Origin of the sequence: Pseudobacillus sp. 179-B 2D1 NHS, from assembly GCF_045370945.1 — a bacterium.
GTDB lineage: Bacteria > Bacillota > Bacilli > Bacillales > Domibacillaceae > Pseudobacillus.
The window spans coordinates 227,480-246,974 of record NZ_JBIQDP010000005.1 but is presented as its reverse complement, the minus strand read 5'-3'; the positions used below and the strand labels follow the sequence as shown (position 1 = coordinate 246,974).

Below are 19,495 nucleotides of genomic sequence, written 5' to 3'. Positions count from 1 at the left end.
AGTGGCTAAACGCGGCGGACTGTAAATCCGCTCCCTCAGGGTTCGGCGGTTCGAATCCGTCCCCCTCCACCAGTTTTTATGAATAAAACAAATGAAATGCGGGCATATTTATAATGTCCTTTTTATTTCGTCTATACTTCATTGGGCTATAGCCAAGCGGTAAGGCAACGGACTTTGACTCCGTCACTCGTTGGTTCGAATCCAGCTAGCCCAGCCATAACGAGCCATTAGCTCAGTTGGTAGAGCATCTGACTTTTAATCAGAGGGTCGAAGGTTCGAGTCCTTCATGGCTCACTCTTTAAAAAGCTGTTTTAGTTATTCAACTAAAACAGCTTTTTTCTTGTGAAAAATGTGAATAATTATCCATAAAAGTGTCCAGTTGAGTCAAGTTCTTTCTTTCGGTTAAAATAAAGCGAGCAACATGAAAGGAGAGTTCTTATGACTAATGAAAAGAAAATAGCAATCATCGGAGTACCGATGGATTTAGGACAGTTACGCAGAGGGGTAGACATGGGTCCTAGTGCTATCCGCTATGCAGGTATAAGTGAACGTCTAGAAGGTTTGCAATATGAAGTAGAAGATTGCGGTGACATTGAAATTAACAAAAAGCTTTCTGTTCATAGCGAAAATACAAATTTAAAGAACCTGAAAGCGGTTGCCGAAGCAAGCCATCAGTTGGCCGAAAAAGTAGACAACGTTATCCAATCAGGCAGCTTTCCTCTTGTGCTTGGCGGTGACCATAGTATTGCTATCGGAACACTGGCCGGTGTAGCTAAACATTATAATAACTTAGGCGTTATTTGGTACGATGCGCATGGTGATCTAAATACAGCAGAAACTTCTCCTACAGGAAATATTCATGGTATGCCATTAGCTGTCAGCATTGGTCTTGGCCATGAAGATCTTACTGGTATTTATGGGGATTCTCCAAAAGTAAAACCGGAAAATGTGGTTATCATCGGCGCTCGGGATCTGGACGAAGGAGAAAAAGCCCTTATTAAGGAAAAAGGCATAAAAGTATATACCATGCATGAAGTTGATCGTTTAGGAATGACAAGAGTCATTGAAGAAACGATCGAGTACTTAAAGGAAAGAACAGATGGCGTTCATTTGTCACTTGACTTGGATGGACTTGATCCAAGTGATGCACCGGGAGTTGGTACACCAGTCATTGGCGGAATTAGCTACCGGGAAAGTCATTTGGCGATGGAGATGCTTTCAGAAAGCGGGTTAATTACTTCAGCGGAGTTTGTGGAAGTGAATCCAATTCTCGATGAGAAAAATAAAACCGCCTCTGTAGCGGTCGCTTTAATGGCCTCTTTATTTGGAAGCAAGCTTCTATAAGAAGGCAAAAAATAACCGGAACCTGGCTTCATGCCAACGGTTCCGGTTATTTTAATTGTTCGAATTGGTTTAGCAGTTGATCAAGACGTACGCTGATTTCTACTACTTTTTTATCGGAGAAGGATGTTTTCATAGCCAAATTCACCATATGATTCCGACAATCTTCAATTTCCTCTAGTAATTCCGCTGCAGCCATCGCTCTTATTCAACTCCCGCCGTCTAAATTAATTACATTTACTATACCCTTTTACAAAAAAATGTAAACATTTTTTTGTAATTTGTTATGATAGAGTTGTGCTTTTTTGAAACCTTTTTAGATGATAATCGTATGAAAAGATACCTGCGAGGGCAGGAGGTAAAAAAATAATGGAGTTAATTGTCCAAAGAAGGATCAAGCAAGTTTTAAAGGGTGATCAAAATGCCTTTGGTGAGATCGTAGAACTTTACAAAGATAAGGTATATCAAATCTGCTTCCGGATGCTATGGGATCGTCACGAGGCAGAGGATACCGCACAGGAAGCGTTTATTAAAGCGTTTGTTAATATCCATACGTATGACCCTGGAAAGAAATTCGCCACATGGCTTTATAGGATTGCGACCAACCTTTGTATTGACCGAATTCGAAAGAAAAAACCGGATTACCATCTTGATGCCGAAATTTCGGGTACAGAAGGTCTCAACATGTATTCGCAAGTTGCCTCTACGGAAGAACTTCCGGAAGAAGCAGTGGAAAATCTGGAGCTGCAAGAAATCATCCAGTCAGCTATCTTTAATCTTCCTGAGAAATACAGGTCAGTCATCGTCTTAAAATATATCGAAGAGCTGCAGCTGCAAGAGATTGCAGATATTTTGGAATTGCCTTTGGGTACGGTAAAAACACGTATACATAGAGGGCGGGAAGCACTTCGTAAGTATTTGCGGAATATGTGAGAAGGGATGTGTGAAATCATGGCTTCTTGTCAAAAAGAGATCGTTCGCTTGATGCATAGTTATTTAGATGGGGAGCTTATTTCTGGAGAACAGCGCGAGTTAAAAGCACATTTACAAGCATGTGATGATTGCCGTCAGCATTTCTTAGAGCTAAAGAAAACCATTGCGCTTGTACAAAGTCTGTCTCATATAAAAGCTCCTGAAAGATTTACAGAAAAAGTCGTGCTCTCCTTGCCAAAAGAAACGAGAGTGATTGGTGTTCAACGCTGGATTAGAAAGCATCCGTTTTTCACGGCAGCTTCTTTGTTTTTCGCTTTAACGACGGGGGGCCTTTTATCCTCGTGGCAACAGGAAGCAGATAATTTTGCTTTCACTAAGTACGACAATCTTCATATCGAAAACGATACAGTAATCGTCCCGGCCGGCGAAAAAGTGCAGGGAGATATTGTTGTGAGAAATGGCGATATTCGAATTGAAGGAGAGGTACAAGGTGACGTTACTGTCATTAACGGTGAAAAGTACATGGCTTCCGCTGGAAACGTCACAGGTGAAATTGAAGAGATTGATGAAGCTTTCGGCTGGATGTGGTTCAAATTAAAGAAAGCAGTAGTAGGTGTGTTCGAGTAGAAAAAAGAACGCCTATTTTCTAAAGAACCAGCTTTGTCCCTTTTCATTCTGACTTTTCGGCAGACTGTGTTATAATATGCTGGTTAAGTAAAGATAAAGCCTCTGTACGGCTGCAGTCATTACATTATTGGAGGATGTAATATGCCGTTTTCAAACTACTTCGAAAATTTTACAGTGTTGGATTATTTATCCAATGCGCTTGATATACTGCTTGTTTGGTTTGTTGTTTATAAACTTTTAATGGTCATACGCGGCACGAAAGCCGTTCAGCTCGTGAAAGGTATTTTTGTTATTATAGTCGTACGGGGGTTAAGCGGGCTGCTCGGACTCGATACATTAAGCTGGATTATGGAACAAGCATTAACGTGGGGGTTCCTGGCGGTTATTATTATTTTCCAGCCTGAGGTGCGCCGGGCCCTGGAGCAGCTTGGAAGGGGAAGCATCTTTTCTCGGAATGTGGCACAGGAAGATAAAGAGCAGCGGGATTTAATAGAAGCGCTCACCAAGTCGGTCAGCTATATGGCCAAAAGACGAATTGGTGCTCTTATCTCCATAGAAAAAGAGACAGGCATGAACGATTATATCGAAACGGGAATTCCTTTGCATTCAGCCGTGACATCAGAACTGCTGATCAACATCTTTATTCCCAATACTCCACTTCATGACGGGGCTGTCATTATACAGAAAAACCAAATAGCTGCCGCTGCCTGCTATTTGCCGCTGTCAGAGAGCCCATTTATCTCAAAAGAGCTTGGCACGAGACACAGAGCGGCATTGGGCATCAGCGAAGTGACCGACAGCATCACGATTATTGTTTCTGAGGAAACTGGGGCCGTTTCGGTTACAAAAAATGGTGACTTATTCCGTGACTTGGCCGCTGAGGATTTTGAAAAACTGTTAAGTCACGAGTTGCTTAAAACGCAAAGCGATTCCTCAAACCGGTGGATCTGGAGGGGGAGAAAAAGCGATGGATAAATTTGTGGAAAGCTCCTGGTTTGTGCGTATCGTTGCTTTACTTCTAACTATTTTGCTGTACATATCTGTGAACTTTAATGATTTTCAATTAATCCAAAAAGCAGATAAATCCTCTCAGACGAACAGTGAAATAATTACCGATGTACCGGTGCAAGCATACTATGATACGGAAAACTTATTTGTTTCGGGCATTCCAGATAAAGTAAAAGTGGAATTGGAAGGACCGAAAAGTATCATTGAATCGGCGAAGCGGTTAAGAGATTTTGAACTTTTCATTGATTTAACAAACACGAGTATAGGAAAGCATCGTGTACCAATTAAATATAAACAGCTGTCTGACAAATTAAAAGTAAGGGTCATTCCGGAAACAGTAGATGTGACTATTGAAGAAAAAGTATCCGACTACTTTGTTGTCAGCCCAGAATTTAACGATAATATGCTGGCAGAAGGATATCAGGAAGAAGCCGTTTCCGTAGATCCGAAGCGAGTAAAAGTGACTGGATCGAAAGCAGCACTTAATAAAATTGTCTATGTGAAAGCGACCCTAGATGTAAAAGAAAAAGTTGACAAAGAAACAACTGGTACAGCCAAGGTACAAGTGCTGGACGGTGAATTAAATAAGCTGGATGTTAAGGTGGAGCCGGAGACGGTGCAAGTATCTATCTCTGTAAAAAATCCAAGCAAAAAAATAGCACTCAGGATGTTTCCGAAAGGAACACCACCGAAGGGAATCAAAATTAAATCCATTAAACCTGAAACAGAAGAGATTACCATTTACGGAAAAGAAGCTATTTTGAAGGAAATGGAAGAGTTAGTTGTTCCAGTGGAAGTGGATGGGATAAAAAAAGACGCGACCATTACTGTGCCAATTGAACTTGGTGAAGGTTTAAACTTTGTTTCTCCGCAAATCATAAAAGTAAAAGTGACAGTCGAAGGAAGTCCGGAAGATGAACCAGAAAAGGAAAGCGGCGAATAAAGCCGTTTGAACAGAAGGTAAAACAAAGGAGAGAATCAATACATGGGAAAGTATTTTGGAACTGATGGAGTAAGAGGCGTGGCGAATACGGAGTTAACACCGGAGCTCGCCTTTAAGTTAGGCAGGTTCGGAGGATATGTGTTAACGAAGAACGCAGATCGCCCGAAAGTTGTGGTAGGCCGTGATACTCGCATTTCCGGCCATATGCTGGAAGGGGCTCTTGTTGCCGGCCTCTTGTCCATCGGGGCAGAAGTAATGCGTCTCGGCGTTATTTCCACACCAGGTGTCGCTTATTTAACCAAAGTGATGGATGCGCAAACGGGCGTGATGATCTCAGCTTCTCATAATCCGGTAGGAGACAACGGAATTAAGTTCTTCGGTCCAGATGGCTTCAAATTATCCGATGAGCAGGAAGAAGAAATTGAGGCTCTCCTCGACCAAGAAACAGATCATTTGCCGCGGCCGACAGGTGCGAACCTTGGCCAGGTCAGCGATTATTTCGAAGGCGGTCAAAAATATATCCAGTACTTGAAACAGTCGGTGGATGAAGACTTCTCTGGCATTCACATCGCACTTGATTGCGCACATGGGGCCACTTCTTCGCTAGCTCCCCACCTGTATGCCGACTTAGAGGCAGATATTTCAACGATGGGGACGTCTCCTAACGGCTTAAATATTAACGATGGAGTCGGCTCTACGCATCCAGAGGCGCTAGCTGCTTTCTTGTTGGAGAAAAAAGCAGATGTCGGTTTATCTTTTGACGGCGATGGTGACCGCTTAATTGCTATCGATGAAAAAGGTAATATTGTAGACGGCGATCAAATTATGTTTATCTGTGCTAAATATATGCATGAACAAGGACAGCTGAATCAGTCTGTTGTTGTTTCAACGGTTATGAGCAATCTTGGGTTTTACAAAGGATTGGAAGCTCTCGGTATCCAAAGCGTACAAACAGCAGTCGGCGACCGCTATGTAGTGGAGGCAATGAAAAAGGATCAATATAATCTTGGCGGAGAACAGTCTGGCCATATTGTCTTCCTTGACTACAACACGACGGGTGACGGCTTACTAACAGGTTTACAGCTTGTTAATATTATGAAGATGACGAAAAAACCTTTATCAGAGCTTGCAGCGGAAATGAAGAAGTACCCGCAGATTTTAGAGAATGTACGGGTGACTGATAAGTATAAAGTAGCGGAAAATGAACAAGTAAAAGCTGTTATTTCTGAGGTAGAAGCAGAGATGAATGGAAACGGACGCGTGCTTGTTCGACCATCTGGCACAGAACCGCTCGTTCGCGTGATGGTCGAAGCGCAAACAGAAGAACAATGTAAGTTATTTGTTGAGCGGATTGCTGATGTTGTTAAAGCAGAAATGGGCCTGAACGAATAGAAGAATGTTTCACTAACGGGGTATCCGGGAATGACAAAAAAGAGACGCACCTAAGCGTCTCTTTTTTCATATAAATGTAATAATATTGGCTTTCTGTTAAAAAAGAAAATAGTAGTTGACGGCGGGAAATTGGGTAGTGTATGATAATCCTGTTTTACAAATGAAGTAAAGAAAGGAGAAGAGCCCACTTTATACTAGTTTATTTTATAAAGCGCCTGAACTAGCGGGAGAGAGCCTGACTAGTTGACGAGGAGGAGGTTTATCGAAATGTTCGGCGGATGCCTCCCGGTTGATCACCGCACAACCGACAGTCCTTCCTTAAATCACGAGGGTAACCTTGTGGACAAAGGGAATGGAAATGCGGAACAAAAAAAGAGAATAGAAAAAGAAGAGCGGCAAATAAGCGCTCTGCTTTTGCCTGCCTTCTTTATAGGAGGAACATTTTATGTGCGGAATTGTTGGTTATATCGGCTATAAGGATGCGAAAGAAATCTTATTGAGCGGATTGGAAAAGCTGGAGTACCGGGGCTATGACTCTGCGGGCATTGCCATTAGAGATGCACAGGATGTGCATGTGTTTAAAGAAAAAGGACGGATTGCTGATCTGCGCAAGATCGTAGACGAGAAGGTAAGCGCAGTAACAGGAATCGGCCATACACGCTGGGCGACTCACGGCGTGCCAAGCAGAGAGAATGCTCATCCTCATCAAAGCTTATCCGGCCGGTTTACACTCGTTCACAATGGTGTAATCGAAAACTATGAGCAGCTTAAAAAAGAGTATTTGCTCGATGTACCGCTCAAAAGCGACACCGACACAGAAGTGATTGTTCAGTTGATTGAACTTTTTGTCCATGAAGGCCTGGAAACAGAGGTAGCCTTTCGTAAAACGCTGCAGCTGCTGAAAGGTTCTTATGCAATCGGTTTGCTGGATAGAGAAGACCCGGAAACGATTTTCGCAGCTAAAAATAAAAGTCCACTTCTTGTCGGTCTCGGAGAAGGATTTAACGTGATTGCCTCCGATGCCATGGCAATGATTCAAGTAACAGACCAGTTTGTAGAATTAATGGACAAAGAAGTGGTCATCGTGACAAAGGAAAAAGTAATAATTGAAAATTTAAACGGCGAAGAAGTTCAACGTGCCCCTTATACAGCGGAACTGGATGCCAGCGATATCGAAAAAGGCACGTATCCGCATTACATGCTGAAAGAAATTGATGAGCAGCCGCTTGTAGTAAGAAAGCTGATCCAAGCCTATCAAAACGAGCAAGAAGAGCTGACAGTCGATAAAGAAATCATTGAAGCGATCAAAGGAGCCGACCGTTTATATATCATAGCTTGCGGAACGAGCTACCATGCCGGACTTGTTGGCAAACAATATTTAGAAAAGCTAGCAAAAATCCCGACAGAAGTGCATGTGGCAAGTGAGTTTGTCTACAACATGCCGCTTCTATCTAAAAACCCATTATTTATCTTTATTTCTCAAAGTGGGGAAACAGCAGACAGCCGTGCAGTGCTTGTAAAAGTGAAAGAGATGGGCTATCAGGCCTTAACGATTACAAATGTTCAAGGCTCCACCCTTTCTCGTGAGGCGGATTATACACTATTGCTTCATGCAGGCCCTGAGATCGCTGTTGCTTCTACCAAGGCCTACACAGCCCAAGTATCTGTACTCGCGATCTTAGCGAACGCTGTGGCCGAATCACTCGGCATTAAAACAGAATTTAACCTTGTCCATGAACTGGGCATTGTGGCAAACGCGATGGAAATGCTTTGCGATACGAAAGATGAGTTTGAACAAATTGCTAGGGACTACCTTGCAACGACACGCAACTGCTTCTTCATCGGTCGCTCCATTGACTATTACGTTGGCCTTGAAGGCGCCTTAAAGCTGAAGGAAATCTCTTATATTCAAGCGGAAGGCTTTGCTGGGGGAGAATTAAAGCACGGAACCATCGCTTTAATTGAAGACGGTACACCAGTGATTGCCTTAGCTACTCAGGAAAAAGTCAGCTTGAGCATTCGCGGCAATGTGAAGGAAGTAACAGCCCGTGGCGCAAACCCTTGCATTATTTCTATGAAAGGCCTGGAAAGCGAAGAGGACCGCTTCGTGATTCCGGCTGTTCATGAATTTCTTACACCGCTTGTTTCTGTGGTGCCATTACAGCTGATCGCTTACTATGCAGCCTTGCACCGCGACTGTGACGTTGATAAGCCGCGTAATCTGGCAAAGAGTGTGACAGTGGAGTAATTGATTGGCATAGAGGCTGATTTTTGTGGCTTTGAAATAAAGTTATATCGTTTATAAAGAATCATACCGTTTCACCCCTTTAGATTATCTAAAGGGGTGTATTTATAGTGAAAAGAAAAAGAACATCTGAAATTGAAAAATCGATTAAGGAACTGTTGAGTGACAATAAGTTGTTCCATTAAAAGGCTAGATTGTGGAGTAATGAAAAAAGCCCAATTTCTCAATTTTAGTGTGGAGGAATTGGGCTTTAAATATTGAGATTTCTTATCGTTGTAAATCCGTATTCTCTTGGTCGTACTCTTCAATGATCAAATGAGAGTCTTAATTTGGTTGAACATTAAGTATGATAATACACAAAGTAAGGCTCTCTGCTTCAAAAATAAAGAAAATGCAGTCATAACTCTCATATTTCTTTATTTTTTCTCGTTAGATTGCTTTAGTAATACTCTTATCGCTTTTCTCTTCTTTATCTTTCATACGTCTAAAGATGGTTGCCAAAATGGGGCCTGAAATATTATGCCATACACTGAAGATTGCGCTTGGTACTGCTGCTAAAGGTGAAAAATGAGCAGTTGCAAGGGCGACACCTAATCCAGAATTTTGCATGCCAACTTCGATTGCGACTGCTTTCTTCTTTGATAAATTCATTTTGAACAATTTTCCAAATAGGTAACCTAAGAAATAACCAAGTGTGTTGTGCAAAATAACAACCGCAAAAATTAGCAAACCTGTTTCGGCGATTTTTGCTTGGCTTCCGGCAACAACGGCTGATACAATGGCTACGATTGCAATTACTGAAACCAACGGTAACACTTTCACGCTTGCTTGTGCTTGTTTTTTAAATGTTTTTTGGACTATGATTCCTAAGATAATCGGAAGTAAGACAACTTGCACAATCGAAATGAATAAAGAGCTTGGGGCTATATCAACCCATTCACTGGCGAATAATAAAATAAGTGCCGGTGTAACAAAGGGGGCCAGTATAGTTGTTATAGACGTAATAGTTACAGAAAGTGCAACATCCCCCTTAGATAAAAACGTCATGACATTCGATGAGGTTCCTCCTGGACAACATCCAACTAATATAACTCCTACTGCCACTTCCGGTGGTAAATTAAATCCTTTCGCCAACAGGTAAGCAAGAGTAGGCATAATAACAAATTGACCAATTACTCCAATGGCAACATCTTTTGGCCTTGTTAATACCTCTTTAAAATCATCTACGGTAATGGTTAAACCCATACCAAACATAACAATTCCTAATAAAATAGTAATATATCCGCCAATCCAGGAAAATGTATTTGGTGACAAAAAAGCAAATGCTGCAAAAATTAATACCCAAATAGCAAATGTACTACTAACAAACTGACTGAAACGTTCTAAAGTTTTCATTTTGTCCCTCTTTTAAAATTAGTTTAATGTGTTGAATTATATAGTAAAAACTGAAAATAAACAATAGTACAATAATTAATCGGTTAACTATGTTAGTTTTAATTATTGATTTTTATATAAAATTTAGACATTCTGATTAGAATATTTAAATCTATGGAAGTTAATTATTATCTTAGTAACTGACTTATAGTAACTCCAAGTATTAGTAGAAGGCTAATATAATCATTAAATAACTTTAAAACCACCTATCAATTTAAGCGATAGGTGGTTATTGCATTTATAAGATCATAATTAAATAACTTTATTATCTGTTTTCATTTGTATAGATTTGAAATAGAGTAGAGCGTGGTTTCCTAGATGATCCTTAAATAGAGATTAAAGAGCAGTCCAGCCGCCGTCGATAACTAATTCAGACCCTGTCATAAAGCGAGACTCATCGGAGGCTAAGAAAAGTGCACCATAAGCAATGTCTCCTGGTTCGCCAAAGTATGGAAGTTGTGTATAGGTTTTATAGTAAGGAAGTGCGTCTTTCATCGTTGGTTCTGTCATCGGTGTGACAACAATGCCTGGATGCAAAGAATTGACGCGAATTTTATCTTTTCCGTATTCAACAGCTGCTGATTTTGATAAGACACGAAGGGCGCCCTTTGCTGCTGTATATGGGCTTGTACCAGCCATACCGACAAGGCCGCCGATTGAAGAAATATTGATGATGGAACCGCCGCCTGCTTTTTTCATTTCAGGGATGACATATTTCATTCCGATTACGCAGCCATTTAAGTCAATATCCAAAATTTTATTCCATTCATCCATTTCCATGTTTGCAATTGTTTTTGGTGATGAAACACCTGCATTATTAACAAGGATATCGACTTTTCCGTATAAATTCACTGCTTCCTCAATGATAGATTTCCATTCCTCTTCAGATGTAACATCATGTTTAATGGCGACAGCCTCGCCGCCATTTTCCTTAATTTCCTTTACGACTTGATTTAAAGGTTCTACTTGAACATCTGTTGCGATCACTTTTGCTCCTTCTTTTGCAAATAATATTGCTTCAGAAGCACCCATCCCCATCGCAGCTCCAGTAATGATTGCCACTTTTCCGCTTAAACGGCCCATATATAAACACCCTTTCATTTTTGGATTAAATAAAAAAACTTTTCCATTTATTTCACTCTTCGGTTTTACGAACAATACCATCAGGATAATTTGTAAAGACTCATGCTTTACCTTTTGATACAGGGGAAGTATTCGTTGCTCCTGTCCCAACTATTTTAGCTATCAACGAAGTATTCATAATGAATCCATCCGGATACAGCATCTGTAATAATCGCTACCTTTCCGGCTATTGATCCAGATTTATTTCCTTCAAAATTTTAATATAATAAAGCTTTATAGTTATCACGATATCATGAACATATAAACAACAAGTTGTTTTATCAACGTTGCGTTGATAAAATAATTATAACAGTTGTCTAAAAAAGAGCAATTAACATAGTTTATAGAACAGTTGCTTAATCGACAGTTTATTAATTAGTGTTGTTAAATTAGAAAAAGTAATACAAGGAGATTAAAAATGTCGAAAAAAATGGACCCGCGAGTTGTAAGAACCCGACGAATGTTGAGAGATGCACTCGTAGAATTAATCCGCGAGCGAGGATATGAGAAGATTACAGTTCGAGATATTACAAACCGCGCTACTTTAAATCGTGCTACCTTCTATCTGCATTATCGTGACAAACTTGATCTTCTATATCAAAGTTCAGAGGAAATATTAAATGATTTAACTGAGAGTATTAACTCGTCTTTTGGTGGAAAAGAAGAATTTGACTTTTTAAACGATCAACCGAATGAAAATTTCATCAATCTATTTGAACAGATTTCTTTAAATGGTGAATTATATAAAGTCTTTCTAACCGAAAAAAACATGCCCCACTTTACTTCCTGTTTGATGGAAGTCCTCGTCGATTTTATTTCGAAGGGAATGAATATTATGCAGCCGGATGATCAGATGCTTACTGTACCACGGGAGATCGCTGTGAGGTACTTTGCGGCTGCTTTTCTAGGGGTGATTGTATGGTGGTTAGAAAAGGACATGCCTTATACGCCAAAATATATGGCAACACAATTAATGAGCATTGCAATAAAAGGGCCATACGTTGACAACCCTTTTTAGAGCTGGAGTACAGTCAGGAAAATGGGCTTAACGTTGTAAGTCCGCACTTTCTTAACTGGACCCCGATAATAAAGATTGATTTTAAAAAAAGTCTGACTTTTCATAATAAGGTTGGATAAGTTATAAAAAAGATTGATCAAAGATTTAGTATTGGCGGATTTTTATTCTATAATCAGTCCGAATTAATGAATGTTATTTAGAGGCGAAAGCAAGAAAATTAAAAGATAAGGGAGGTTGTTCACATGAGTTTTTCCGAGTTTGTAGTCCTGTTGCTGATTTATAGTGGGCTTTTGATTTTCTTTTTGGTTCCATTTTCAAAACAAGAACAATCGAAAGATCGTTATCAAGGTCAAATATCTTTTTCCTCCATTTTTAAGGAGAACTTAGTTAAAATGGTCTTTCATAAAAAGGCTGTTTTAGCCTTGGTGTTATTCGTATTTGTGTTAATCAGTATTCATGCAGGATTTGAAGGTGCAGAATGGCATTACAATGCTCATAGTGGTTACCCTCCAATCAGTAACAAATTACCGGCTTTATACTCTATGGGTAGTATAGTTATATATACGGGCGTTCTTTTGCTGTCACTTGGATACATGAGAACTTTACAGAGCATGAAGAGTGTAAAATAGAAGGCGTAAAAAAGACAGCATAGATCCCGTAATCAGGCGCTTTAATGGGATAAGGATTATAGAAATGATCGAACTTTTTTATAAAAGAATGTATTCCCAAGCTACATAAAGTTTGCTATGGATTTAAAATAAAGATCGTTCAAATCCTGTGTTCTTTACTGAATACAGGATTTTGATTTGTCCTTCTTCAACTAAAGGAGGGCATTTTTGTCTCTTTTTACTTTGGACCATTCAAATGAATGAAAAAACTAAAGTATAATGGGAGAAAAGCAAAGGATGGGTTTGAGGGGGATGTCTCATTTAAGAGCAATACAACATACTGTCCAAGAGATTGCAGAGGCTATTACAGCGGCGATTGGCATGGAAGTTGAAATTATCGACGAAAAGTTGAGAATTGTGGCAGGCACAGGTCGATATGAAGAAAAGGTAGGGCAAATGGAGGAAGAAGGAAATTTAGACTCCGGTTATATTTACAGCCATATTTTGAAGAAAGGTACAGAATATATTGTGGAGGATGCACAAAGCAATCCGTTTTACCATGCGGTTGAAAATGAATTGGCTGAAGTATGCTGCCCGATTAAACTGGATCGGCAAATTGTCGGTTTAATCGGCATGGTCGCCTTTGCAAAAGAGCAACAGATGGTGATGCTGCATAATAAAGATAATTTGCTTGTTTTTTTAAGAAGGATGGCCGATTTACTTTCAAGTAAAATAGCAGAATCAAAAATATCCGATGAGCTTAAAATTATTGTGGAAACAAGCCGCGACGGAATTGTTGTCGTGGACAAGCAGGGAGTGATCACCCTATGCAATCATTCAGCAGAACAGCTGATCAATATGAATAGGGACAAACTCATTGGCCAGCATTTACATACGGTTTGGCCTGATTCTCCCGTTTTAACCGCACTGCAAACAGGAGAGGGATACGCTGACCGGGAGGAATTTTACAAAGGGAAGTCGAGCAAATCCAAGGCCATGCATTTTTTTACGACTGTTAATCTTATTTTCAACAGAGCAGAGGAAGATGGCAAACAAGTGACTGGAGCTGTTGTGTATTTCCGTGATATTGCCGATGTTCGCAAGATGGTTTATGAAATAACAGAAAATAAAGAATATTATTCTTTTCAAGAAATCCTGGGAACAAGCAATAAAGTGAAAGAGCTGAAGCGGCAAGCTAAAAAAATCGCTCCGAGCAATTCTACTGTGCTGATTACGGGTGCAAGCGGGACAGGGAAAGGACTTTTGGCGAAAGCGATTCACTACGCCAGCCCGAGGAAAAATAAATCGCTGATCATGGTAAATTGTGCGGCGATACCTGATACACTGCTGGAAAGCGAGCTTTTTGGCTATGAGGGCGGTGCCTTTACCGGGGCAAACAAATCCGGCAAGGTCGGAAAGTTCGAGCTGGCTCATGAAGGAACGATATTCCTGGATGAGATTGGGGACATGTCTCTTCATCTGCAAGTGAAATTGCTTCATGTACTGCAGCACAGAGAGATTGAGCGAGTGGGAGGAACAAGAGTTCTCCCCGTTGATGTACGAGTCATCGCAGCAACAAACAGAGACTTAGAGCAGATGATGCAGGATGGAGAGTTTCGGGAGGATCTTTATTTTCGTTTGAATGTTATTCCGATTAAAATTCCATCCTTATTTGAGCGAAAGGAGGACATCCCATTGTTACTCCACCATGCCCTGCAAAAATATAATGATTTGATAGGCAAGCAGATTAGAGGCTTTGAACAGGAAGCGATGGAGCTGCTGGTTTCTTATCAATGGCCGGGGAATATAAGAGAATTAGAGAATGCCGTGGAGTATGCGGTGAATATTGAAACGAATGATTTGATTTCCAAACAAAGTATACCTGGGAGAATTTTACGCTCTCACAAAGGGCTGGAGAGCACTTCGTTAAAGAAGCAGCTAGAGGCATATGAGAAACAGATCATAACGAAGCATTTACAAGAAAACGGTTACTCTGTCCAGGATAAAAGAAAGGTTGCAGCCATGCTGGGCATAAGCGAGTCCACATTGTACAGAAGAATAAGAGAGCTGGGCATCGTTAAATAGTTGTCAAATGTAACAATTAAATTGTCAATATTGACAATTTAGGCATTTGCGGGCGTTTCGCCCGTTTTTTTGTTTTTTATTTTGTTAATCATATTCCTCCGTTTGTCAGCATTGACAAATTTTAAATAATAATTTTATAGAATCTTTCTGTTTGATCCAACCTCCAAAAAATATTTTCTGTATTTTCGGAGCGGTTTGTATATCGATGAACAGGGGACTTCCGTTTTTCTAAATCAATTGGCATGAAAACTGCTATATAGATATTGACAACAAAATGCAGGAGGATGAAACACATGGAAATCAACAGGGAGAGATTGGCGCAGCTGCTTGAAAAAGAATTGGAGCTATTTGAGAAGAAGCATCCAACGTCCAAGGCGTTATTTGAGCAAGCCAAGTCGAATTATATTGATGGCGTACCAATGAATTGGATGGTGAAGTGGGCCGGAAGTTATCCGATTTTTGTAAAAGAAGCAGCAGGGGCCTATTTTAAAGATGTAGACGGAAATGAATTTATCGACTTTTGCCTGGGAGACACAGGATCAATGACTGGACATGCGCCGGAGGGAGCAGTGCCGGCAATTACAGAGCGGATCCAAAACGGTGTCACCTTCATGCTTCCGACAGAGGATGCCATCTGGGTAGGAAAAGAGCTAAAGAAGCGCTTCGGCCTTCCTTATTGGCAGGTGGCGATTTCCGCTACGGATGCTAACCGCTTTTCGTTAAGATTGGCACGCCATATTACAAAGCGCAAATACGTCCTGGTGTTTAATTATTGTTACCATGGGACGGTCGATGAATCTTTCGTCACTTTAGAAAATGGCAAGCTTTCCAGCCGCAGCGGGAACATTGGTCCGCAGGTGGACCCGACAGAAACGACAAAAGTAGTGGAATTCAATGATATTGAAGCTTTGGAGAAGGCGCTTGCGCCGGGAGATGTAGCTTGTGTCCTGGCTGAGCCGGTGATGACGAATATTGGAATCATCCACCCTGAACCGGGCTTTTTGGAGGCTTTAAGGGAGATTACCAAACGTACAGGCACATTGCTTATTTATGATGAAACCCACACCATGAGTGCTGGCCCTGGCGGTTATACGGGAGCCCATGGTTTGGAGCCGGATATGCTGACCGTCGGAAAAGCGATCGGTTCAGGGATACCGACAGCGGTCTACGGGTTCAGCGAAGAGGTGGCACAGCGTATGAAGGGGTTGATCAGTCTGGAGGATTCTGATACAGGCGGCATTGGAGGGACGCTTGCAGGAAACGCCTTATCCATGGCGGCAATGAGAGCGACGATGGAACATGTGCTTACGGATGAATTTTATGAGCGAAATATTGCCCTTGCCGAGCGGTTCTCGGACGGAGTCGAATCGGTGATTAAAGAGAAACAGCTTTCTTGGATCGTCAAGCGCCTTGGATGTCGTACAGAATACTGGTTCCGTGAAACTGCACCGAAAAATGGCGGGGAAGCGGCAGCGGCTGTGGATTTTGAGCTTGACCGATACATGCACCTTTATGCATTGAACCGCGGTATACTTATGACTCCTTTTCATAATATGGCTCTTATTTCTTCCCAGACGAAGGAATCGGATGTTGATTACCATACACAGATTTTCCGCGAAAGTGTAGAATCACTGCTTGAACATGCTGTAGTGCAGGTTTAATTATTCGCAATCAGCTCTTTTTAAACGGGGATGAAAGGGGGAGCAACAATGACAACTAAGAGGCCAAGAACGCCGAATTTACTGATTGCGCTTATACCCATTGTGTTTATGATGATATCTCTTTTGGTTGGTTTATTTTTCCTGAAACTTGATCCGCAAATTCCTCTCTTGGCCAGTGCGATTGTAGCCACAGTCTTGGGATTGAGTTTGGGTTACTCTTGGAAAGACATTGAAAAGGGAATGTTGAAAACCGTTGTGCTGCCTATTCAGGCGATTATAATTTTAATGGTCATCGGAGCTTTGATTGGCTCCTGGACAGCAGGCGGTGTCGTGGCCTCCATGATTTATTATGGTTTGAAGTTATTGTCACCGACTTATTTCCTAGTGGCTGCCTGTCTTATTTGCATGGTAGTATCGGTGTCTTCCGGAAATGCCTGGACTTCTGCAGGAACAATTGGAATCGCGATCATGGGTATGGCAGAAGGCTTTGGTATCAGTACAGCAATGGCAGCGGGTGCTGTTATATCCGGGTGCTATTTTGGGGATAAAATATCACCCATGTCTGAGATGACCAATCTGGCTGCGGGAATCACCGGATTAAATCTCTTTGAACATATCCGGCATTTGCTGTACACAACAGTTCCGGCTATTACGATTGCGCTTATTATTTATACTATCATGGGCTTTACACTGACGCCGCAAGGGTCTCCTGACCAGGTAATGGTTTTGCAGTCTCAGCTTGATGACATATTTGTCATTTCACCTTGGCTTCTGCTTGTTCCGCTAATTGTCATTGTATTGCTTACTCTGAAAATCCCTGCTATCCCGGGTCTTGTGATTGGAAGTCTTATGGGGACAGTGTGTACAGTAATGGTGCAGGGGGCATCCTGGACAACGGCCTTAAATACGTTATATTACGGAAATGAAGCGGAAACCGGCGTGGAAATCCTCGACAGCCTATTGAATAATGGTGGAATTGAATCGATGTTTTGGACGATTTCTTTGATCATGATTGCCATGGCCTATGGGGGCATCCTTGAAGTGACTAGGACGTTGGAGACGATTGTAGAATCTCTGGTTAAGATGGTCAAATCTACAGGACATCTGATCGCAACCACCGTGGGCACGAGCGTGATAACGAACATACTGGCCTGTGATGCCTATCTCGCCATGATTTTTCCGGCACGGATGTATGCTTCAGAGTATAAAAGAAGAGGGCTGCATATTAAGAACCTGTCACGAACGATTGAAGATGGAGGAGCAGTGACTTCACCGCTGATTCCATGGAATACGTGCGGTGCCTTTATGTTTGCCACATTGGGCGTGCATTCCTTTTCCTATGCACCGTTTGCTTTTTTCTGTTTCCTTAGCCCAATTATAGCGATGATTTACGGCTTTTTTAATCTGAAAATTGAATACCTTCCAAAGGATGAAACAGAGGAAGCGGAAATGCCTTACGCCAAATGATCATGGAAGGGGCTATCGGGGAAGTCAGTTTTGTGGCTTTTCGGATAGCCCTTTCTTGACCAATAGAAAAAGTGGCACAGAGTTCAATCTTAAGTTTTTATTTCACTATAAAAGGGATTAGCCCCTAGTGTTCATATGGTTTCATTAAGATACCATTTCATAACCATACAAAGCTCGATAATCCCTTGTTCCAGCTGTTGATTCTCTAGATAAGAGTAACTAATTCTCAAATGGTTATACTGTGGTTCACTTGGATAACAGGCAGAACTGGGCAAAAATGAAAGATTGGACTGTTGTGCTTTTAGAAGCAGTTCATCTGTATTTCCACTGCCGGGCAAAGATACCCAAATGTTCAGGCCTCCTTTAGGTATAATCCATGTAACCCCTTCAGGTGCATGTTTTTCTAACAAGGCAATCGTTTGGTCTCTTCTTAGTTCAAGCGCAATACGCAGCTTTTCCAAATGTGTATTCATTCTGTTTGAGCTTAAAAATGGAATCAGCGCTTTTTGTGTTAAAAGCGGGCTGCCCAGGTCCGTACAAGATTTCGCTGTTAGCAATCGCTGGTGAACGGTCCCGTTTGAAACCATTACACCAATTCTGCAACTGGGTGCTAAAGCTTTGCTAAACCCTTTTAAATAAATCACATGACCGCTGGTATCCAGAGATTTAATAGTGGGTGGCGGTGGGGTATCATCAAAATAGATTTCATTCCATGAGTCGTCCTCTACAATAAGAAAGCCGTTCCTCTGGGCCAGTTCTAGTAAATCTCTTCTTCTATTTTCACTTAAAACCGTACCTGTTGGGTTGTGAAATGTAGGAATGGTATACACCACTTTTGGTTTTTTAGCTAAACAAAAAGAAGCTAAAATATCTGTCTGCATGCCTTCTTCGTCCACAGGAATAGGAATAATATGCGCTCCTCGATTTCGAAAAACATCCAGTGCTGCCGTATAGGTAGGAGCCTCTGTAATCACCATGTCTCCAGGACCGATAAAAGTTCTTGCCACTAGGTCGATTCCTTGCTGCACACCGCTGGTAATGATGATTTCTGAGCTTGTTGTTTGAAGCTTACAATATAGCTGTAAATATTTTTTTATGACCTCTCGAACTTCGTCATCTCCTTGAATGGGACCGTATCGGGCTACAATTTGTGGATCGTCCTGCAACACTTGGTTTATTTCTTTTATTAAATAAGTGGAGGGCAGTAATCCGGGGTGTATAATGGCACTGGATAGTTTAAGCGCATTTTCCGGTCTCGAGTTTAACATGTACTGTGAACGCTGAATATAATCTGGAATGGCTAGCTGCCAATCATAACTCTCGCTTTTCCTTGTTTTCCTCTTTTCTGTCTTCCGAACAAAAGCCCCCTTGCCATGCATTAAATGAATGTATCCATTTCTCTCTAAGAGGCTATAAGCCTTGCTTACTGTAACGAGGCTAACTTGATTTTCTTTTGAAAATTTCCGAATTGAAGGCAATTGGCTGCCTTCTTCTAAAAAACCTGAACGAATTTTCTCCGCTAGAATGTTCGAGATCTGATGAATTAAAGATTGATCTGATTGGCGGTTAAGCTTGATTTTCATGTTTCCTCCTACTGTTATATTCGTTTGT

At 41.3% G+C, this 19,495-nt stretch carries 17 protein-coding genes and 2 tRNA genes; 15 read left to right on the top strand and 4 right to left on the bottom strand.

Annotated features, from left to right (window positions below):
* The first annotated feature begins 142 nt into the window (after positions 1 to 142).
* From ACH0BF_RS07710 to rocF, 3 genes are all read left to right on the top strand, one after another.
* Positions 143 to 217, top strand: a tRNA-Gln gene (locus ACH0BF_RS07710).
* Positions 218 to 221: 4 nt separating this feature from the next.
* A tRNA-Lys gene (locus ACH0BF_RS07705) sits at positions 222 to 294 on the top strand.
* Between the two features lie 144 nt (positions 295 to 438).
* A complete protein-coding gene (gene rocF, locus ACH0BF_RS07700) occupies positions 439 to 1,344 on the top strand; it encodes an arginase (RefSeq protein ID WP_120035889.1) in 906 nt (301 codons plus the stop codon).
* Positions 1,345 to 1,390: 46 nt separating this feature from the next.
* On the opposite strand, the gene ACH0BF_RS07695 is transcribed toward rocF, so the two are convergent.
* A complete protein-coding gene (locus ACH0BF_RS07695; protein WP_120035890.1) occupies positions 1,391 to 1,540 on the bottom strand; it encodes an aspartyl-phosphate phosphatase Spo0E family protein in 150 nt (49 codons plus the stop codon).
* 170 nt (positions 1,541 to 1,710) lie between these two features.
* Between ACH0BF_RS07695 and sigW the strand changes: the two genes are divergently transcribed.
* From sigW to glmS, 7 genes are all read left to right on the top strand, one after another.
* A complete protein-coding gene (gene sigW / locus ACH0BF_RS07690) occupies positions 1,711 to 2,274 on the top strand; it encodes an RNA polymerase sigma factor SigW (protein ID WP_406909221.1) in 564 nt (187 codons plus the stop codon).
* An 18-nt stretch (positions 2,275 to 2,292) separates the two neighbouring features.
* The gene (locus ACH0BF_RS07685) at positions 2,293 to 2,901 is read left to right on the top strand and encodes an anti-sigma factor family protein (RefSeq protein WP_120035892.1); all 609 of its coding nucleotides are present in this window, start codon (positions 2,293 to 2,295) and stop codon (positions 2,899 to 2,901) included.
* Positions 2,902 to 3,042: 141 nt separating this feature from the next.
* A complete protein-coding gene (cdaA, locus tag ACH0BF_RS07680; RefSeq protein ID WP_120035893.1) occupies positions 3,043 to 3,876 on the top strand; it encodes a diadenylate cyclase CdaA in 834 nt (277 codons plus the stop codon).
* Positions 3,869 to 4,852 carry a CdaR family protein gene (locus tag ACH0BF_RS07675; protein WP_120035894.1) on the top strand — a complete coding sequence of 328 codons (984 nt, stop codon included), beginning with the start codon at positions 3,869 to 3,871 and terminating at the stop codon, positions 4,850 to 4,852. The genes cdaA and ACH0BF_RS07675 overlap by 8 nt, the downstream gene beginning before the upstream one ends.
* 42 nt (positions 4,853 to 4,894) lie before the next feature.
* The gene (gene glmM, locus ACH0BF_RS07670) at positions 4,895 to 6,244 is read left to right on the top strand and encodes a phosphoglucosamine mutase (RefSeq protein ID WP_120035895.1); all 1,350 of its coding nucleotides are present in this window, start codon (positions 4,895 to 4,897) and stop codon (positions 6,242 to 6,244) included.
* Between the two features lie 267 nt (positions 6,245 to 6,511).
* Positions 6,512 to 6,721 carry a hypothetical protein gene (locus ACH0BF_RS07665; RefSeq protein ID WP_120035896.1) on the top strand — a complete coding sequence of 70 codons (210 nt, stop codon included), beginning with the start codon at positions 6,512 to 6,514 and terminating at the stop codon, positions 6,719 to 6,721.
* A complete protein-coding gene (gene glmS, locus ACH0BF_RS07660) occupies positions 6,690 to 8,492 on the top strand; it encodes a glutamine--fructose-6-phosphate transaminase (isomerizing) (RefSeq protein ID WP_340851551.1) in 1,803 nt (600 codons plus the stop codon). The genes ACH0BF_RS07665 and glmS overlap by 32 nt, the downstream gene beginning before the upstream one ends.
* 426 nt (positions 8,493 to 8,918) lie before the next feature.
* On the opposite strand, the gene ACH0BF_RS07655 is transcribed toward glmS, so the two are convergent.
* The gene (locus ACH0BF_RS07655) at positions 8,919 to 9,884 is read right to left on the bottom strand and encodes a bile acid:sodium symporter family protein (protein WP_120035898.1); all 966 of its coding nucleotides are present in this window, start codon (positions 9,882 to 9,884) and stop codon (positions 8,919 to 8,921) included.
* 375 nt (positions 9,885 to 10,259) lie between these two features.
* Positions 10,260 to 11,006: an SDR family NAD(P)-dependent oxidoreductase gene (locus ACH0BF_RS07650; RefSeq protein ID WP_340851550.1), complete on the bottom strand. Its 747-nt coding sequence runs from the start codon at positions 11,004 to 11,006 to the stop codon at positions 10,260 to 10,262.
* Between the two features lie 457 nt (positions 11,007 to 11,463).
* On the opposite strand from ACH0BF_RS07650, the gene ACH0BF_RS07645 reads away from it, so the two are divergent.
* From ACH0BF_RS07645 to nhaC, 5 genes are all read left to right on the top strand, one after another.
* On the top strand, positions 11,464 to 12,063 hold the full coding sequence (locus ACH0BF_RS07645) for a TetR/AcrR family transcriptional regulator (protein WP_406909218.1): 600 nt from the start codon (positions 11,464 to 11,466) through the stop codon (positions 12,061 to 12,063).
* A gap of 242 nt (positions 12,064 to 12,305) precedes the next feature.
* Positions 12,306 to 12,692: a hypothetical protein gene (locus tag ACH0BF_RS07640; protein ID WP_340851547.1), complete on the top strand. Its 387-nt coding sequence runs from the start codon at positions 12,306 to 12,308 to the stop codon at positions 12,690 to 12,692.
* Between the two features lie 291 nt (positions 12,693 to 12,983).
* Entirely contained in the window at positions 12,984 to 14,756 is a 1,773-nt protein-coding gene (locus tag ACH0BF_RS07635) for a sigma-54 interaction domain-containing protein (protein ID WP_406909216.1), read from the top strand.
* 293 nt (positions 14,757 to 15,049) lie between these two features.
* Complete coding sequence (locus ACH0BF_RS07630) at positions 15,050 to 16,417, top strand: aspartate aminotransferase family protein (protein WP_340851543.1); 1,368 nt, start codon at positions 15,050 to 15,052, stop codon at positions 16,415 to 16,417.
* A 48-nt stretch (positions 16,418 to 16,465) separates the two neighbouring features.
* A complete protein-coding gene (gene nhaC, locus ACH0BF_RS07625) occupies positions 16,466 to 17,884 on the top strand; it encodes a Na+/H+ antiporter NhaC (RefSeq protein WP_340851542.1) in 1,419 nt (472 codons plus the stop codon).
* A gap of 131 nt (positions 17,885 to 18,015) precedes the next feature.
* On the opposite strand, the gene pdxR is transcribed toward nhaC, so the two are convergent.
* Positions 18,016 to 19,467, bottom strand: coding sequence for a MocR-like pyridoxine biosynthesis transcription factor PdxR (pdxR, locus tag ACH0BF_RS07620; protein ID WP_340851541.1), 1,452 nt, complete (start codon positions 19,465 to 19,467; stop codon positions 18,016 to 18,018).
* Between the last annotated feature and the right edge of the window lie 28 nt (positions 19,468 to 19,495).

Coding starts and splice junctions, on each gene's coding strand:
- rocF (WP_120035889.1), top strand. CDS start 439: ATGACTAATGAAAAGAAAATAGCAATCATCGGAGTACCGATGGATTTA.
- ACH0BF_RS07695 (WP_120035890.1), bottom strand. CDS start 1,540: ATGGCTGCAGCGGAATTACTAGAGGAAATTGAAGATTGTCGGAATCAT.
- sigW (WP_406909221.1), top strand. CDS start 1,711: ATGGAGTTAATTGTCCAAAGAAGGATCAAGCAAGTTTTAAAGGGTGAT.
- ACH0BF_RS07685 (WP_120035892.1), top strand. CDS start 2,293: ATGGCTTCTTGTCAAAAAGAGATCGTTCGCTTGATGCATAGTTATTTA.
- cdaA (WP_120035893.1), top strand. CDS start 3,043: ATGCCGTTTTCAAACTACTTCGAAAATTTTACAGTGTTGGATTATTTA.
- ACH0BF_RS07675 (WP_120035894.1), top strand. CDS start 3,869: ATGGATAAATTTGTGGAAAGCTCCTGGTTTGTGCGTATCGTTGCTTTA.
- glmM (WP_120035895.1), top strand. CDS start 4,895: ATGGGAAAGTATTTTGGAACTGATGGAGTAAGAGGCGTGGCGAATACG.
- ACH0BF_RS07665 (WP_120035896.1), top strand. CDS start 6,512: ATGTTCGGCGGATGCCTCCCGGTTGATCACCGCACAACCGACAGTCCT.
- glmS (WP_340851551.1), top strand. CDS start 6,690: ATGTGCGGAATTGTTGGTTATATCGGCTATAAGGATGCGAAAGAAATC.
- ACH0BF_RS07655 (WP_120035898.1), bottom strand. CDS start 9,884: ATGAAAACTTTAGAACGTTTCAGTCAGTTTGTTAGTAGTACATTTGCT.
- ACH0BF_RS07650 (WP_340851550.1), bottom strand. CDS start 11,006: ATGGGCCGTTTAAGCGGAAAAGTGGCAATCATTACTGGAGCTGCGATG.
- ACH0BF_RS07645 (WP_406909218.1), top strand. CDS start 11,464: ATGTCGAAAAAAATGGACCCGCGAGTTGTAAGAACCCGACGAATGTTG.
- ACH0BF_RS07640 (WP_340851547.1), top strand. CDS start 12,306: ATGAGTTTTTCCGAGTTTGTAGTCCTGTTGCTGATTTATAGTGGGCTT.
- ACH0BF_RS07635 (WP_406909216.1), top strand. CDS start 12,984: ATGTCTCATTTAAGAGCAATACAACATACTGTCCAAGAGATTGCAGAG.
- ACH0BF_RS07630 (WP_340851543.1), top strand. CDS start 15,050: ATGGAAATCAACAGGGAGAGATTGGCGCAGCTGCTTGAAAAAGAATTG.
- nhaC (WP_340851542.1), top strand. CDS start 16,466: ATGACAACTAAGAGGCCAAGAACGCCGAATTTACTGATTGCGCTTATA.
- pdxR (WP_340851541.1), bottom strand. CDS start 19,467: ATGAAAATCAAGCTTAACCGCCAATCAGATCAATCTTTAATTCATCAG.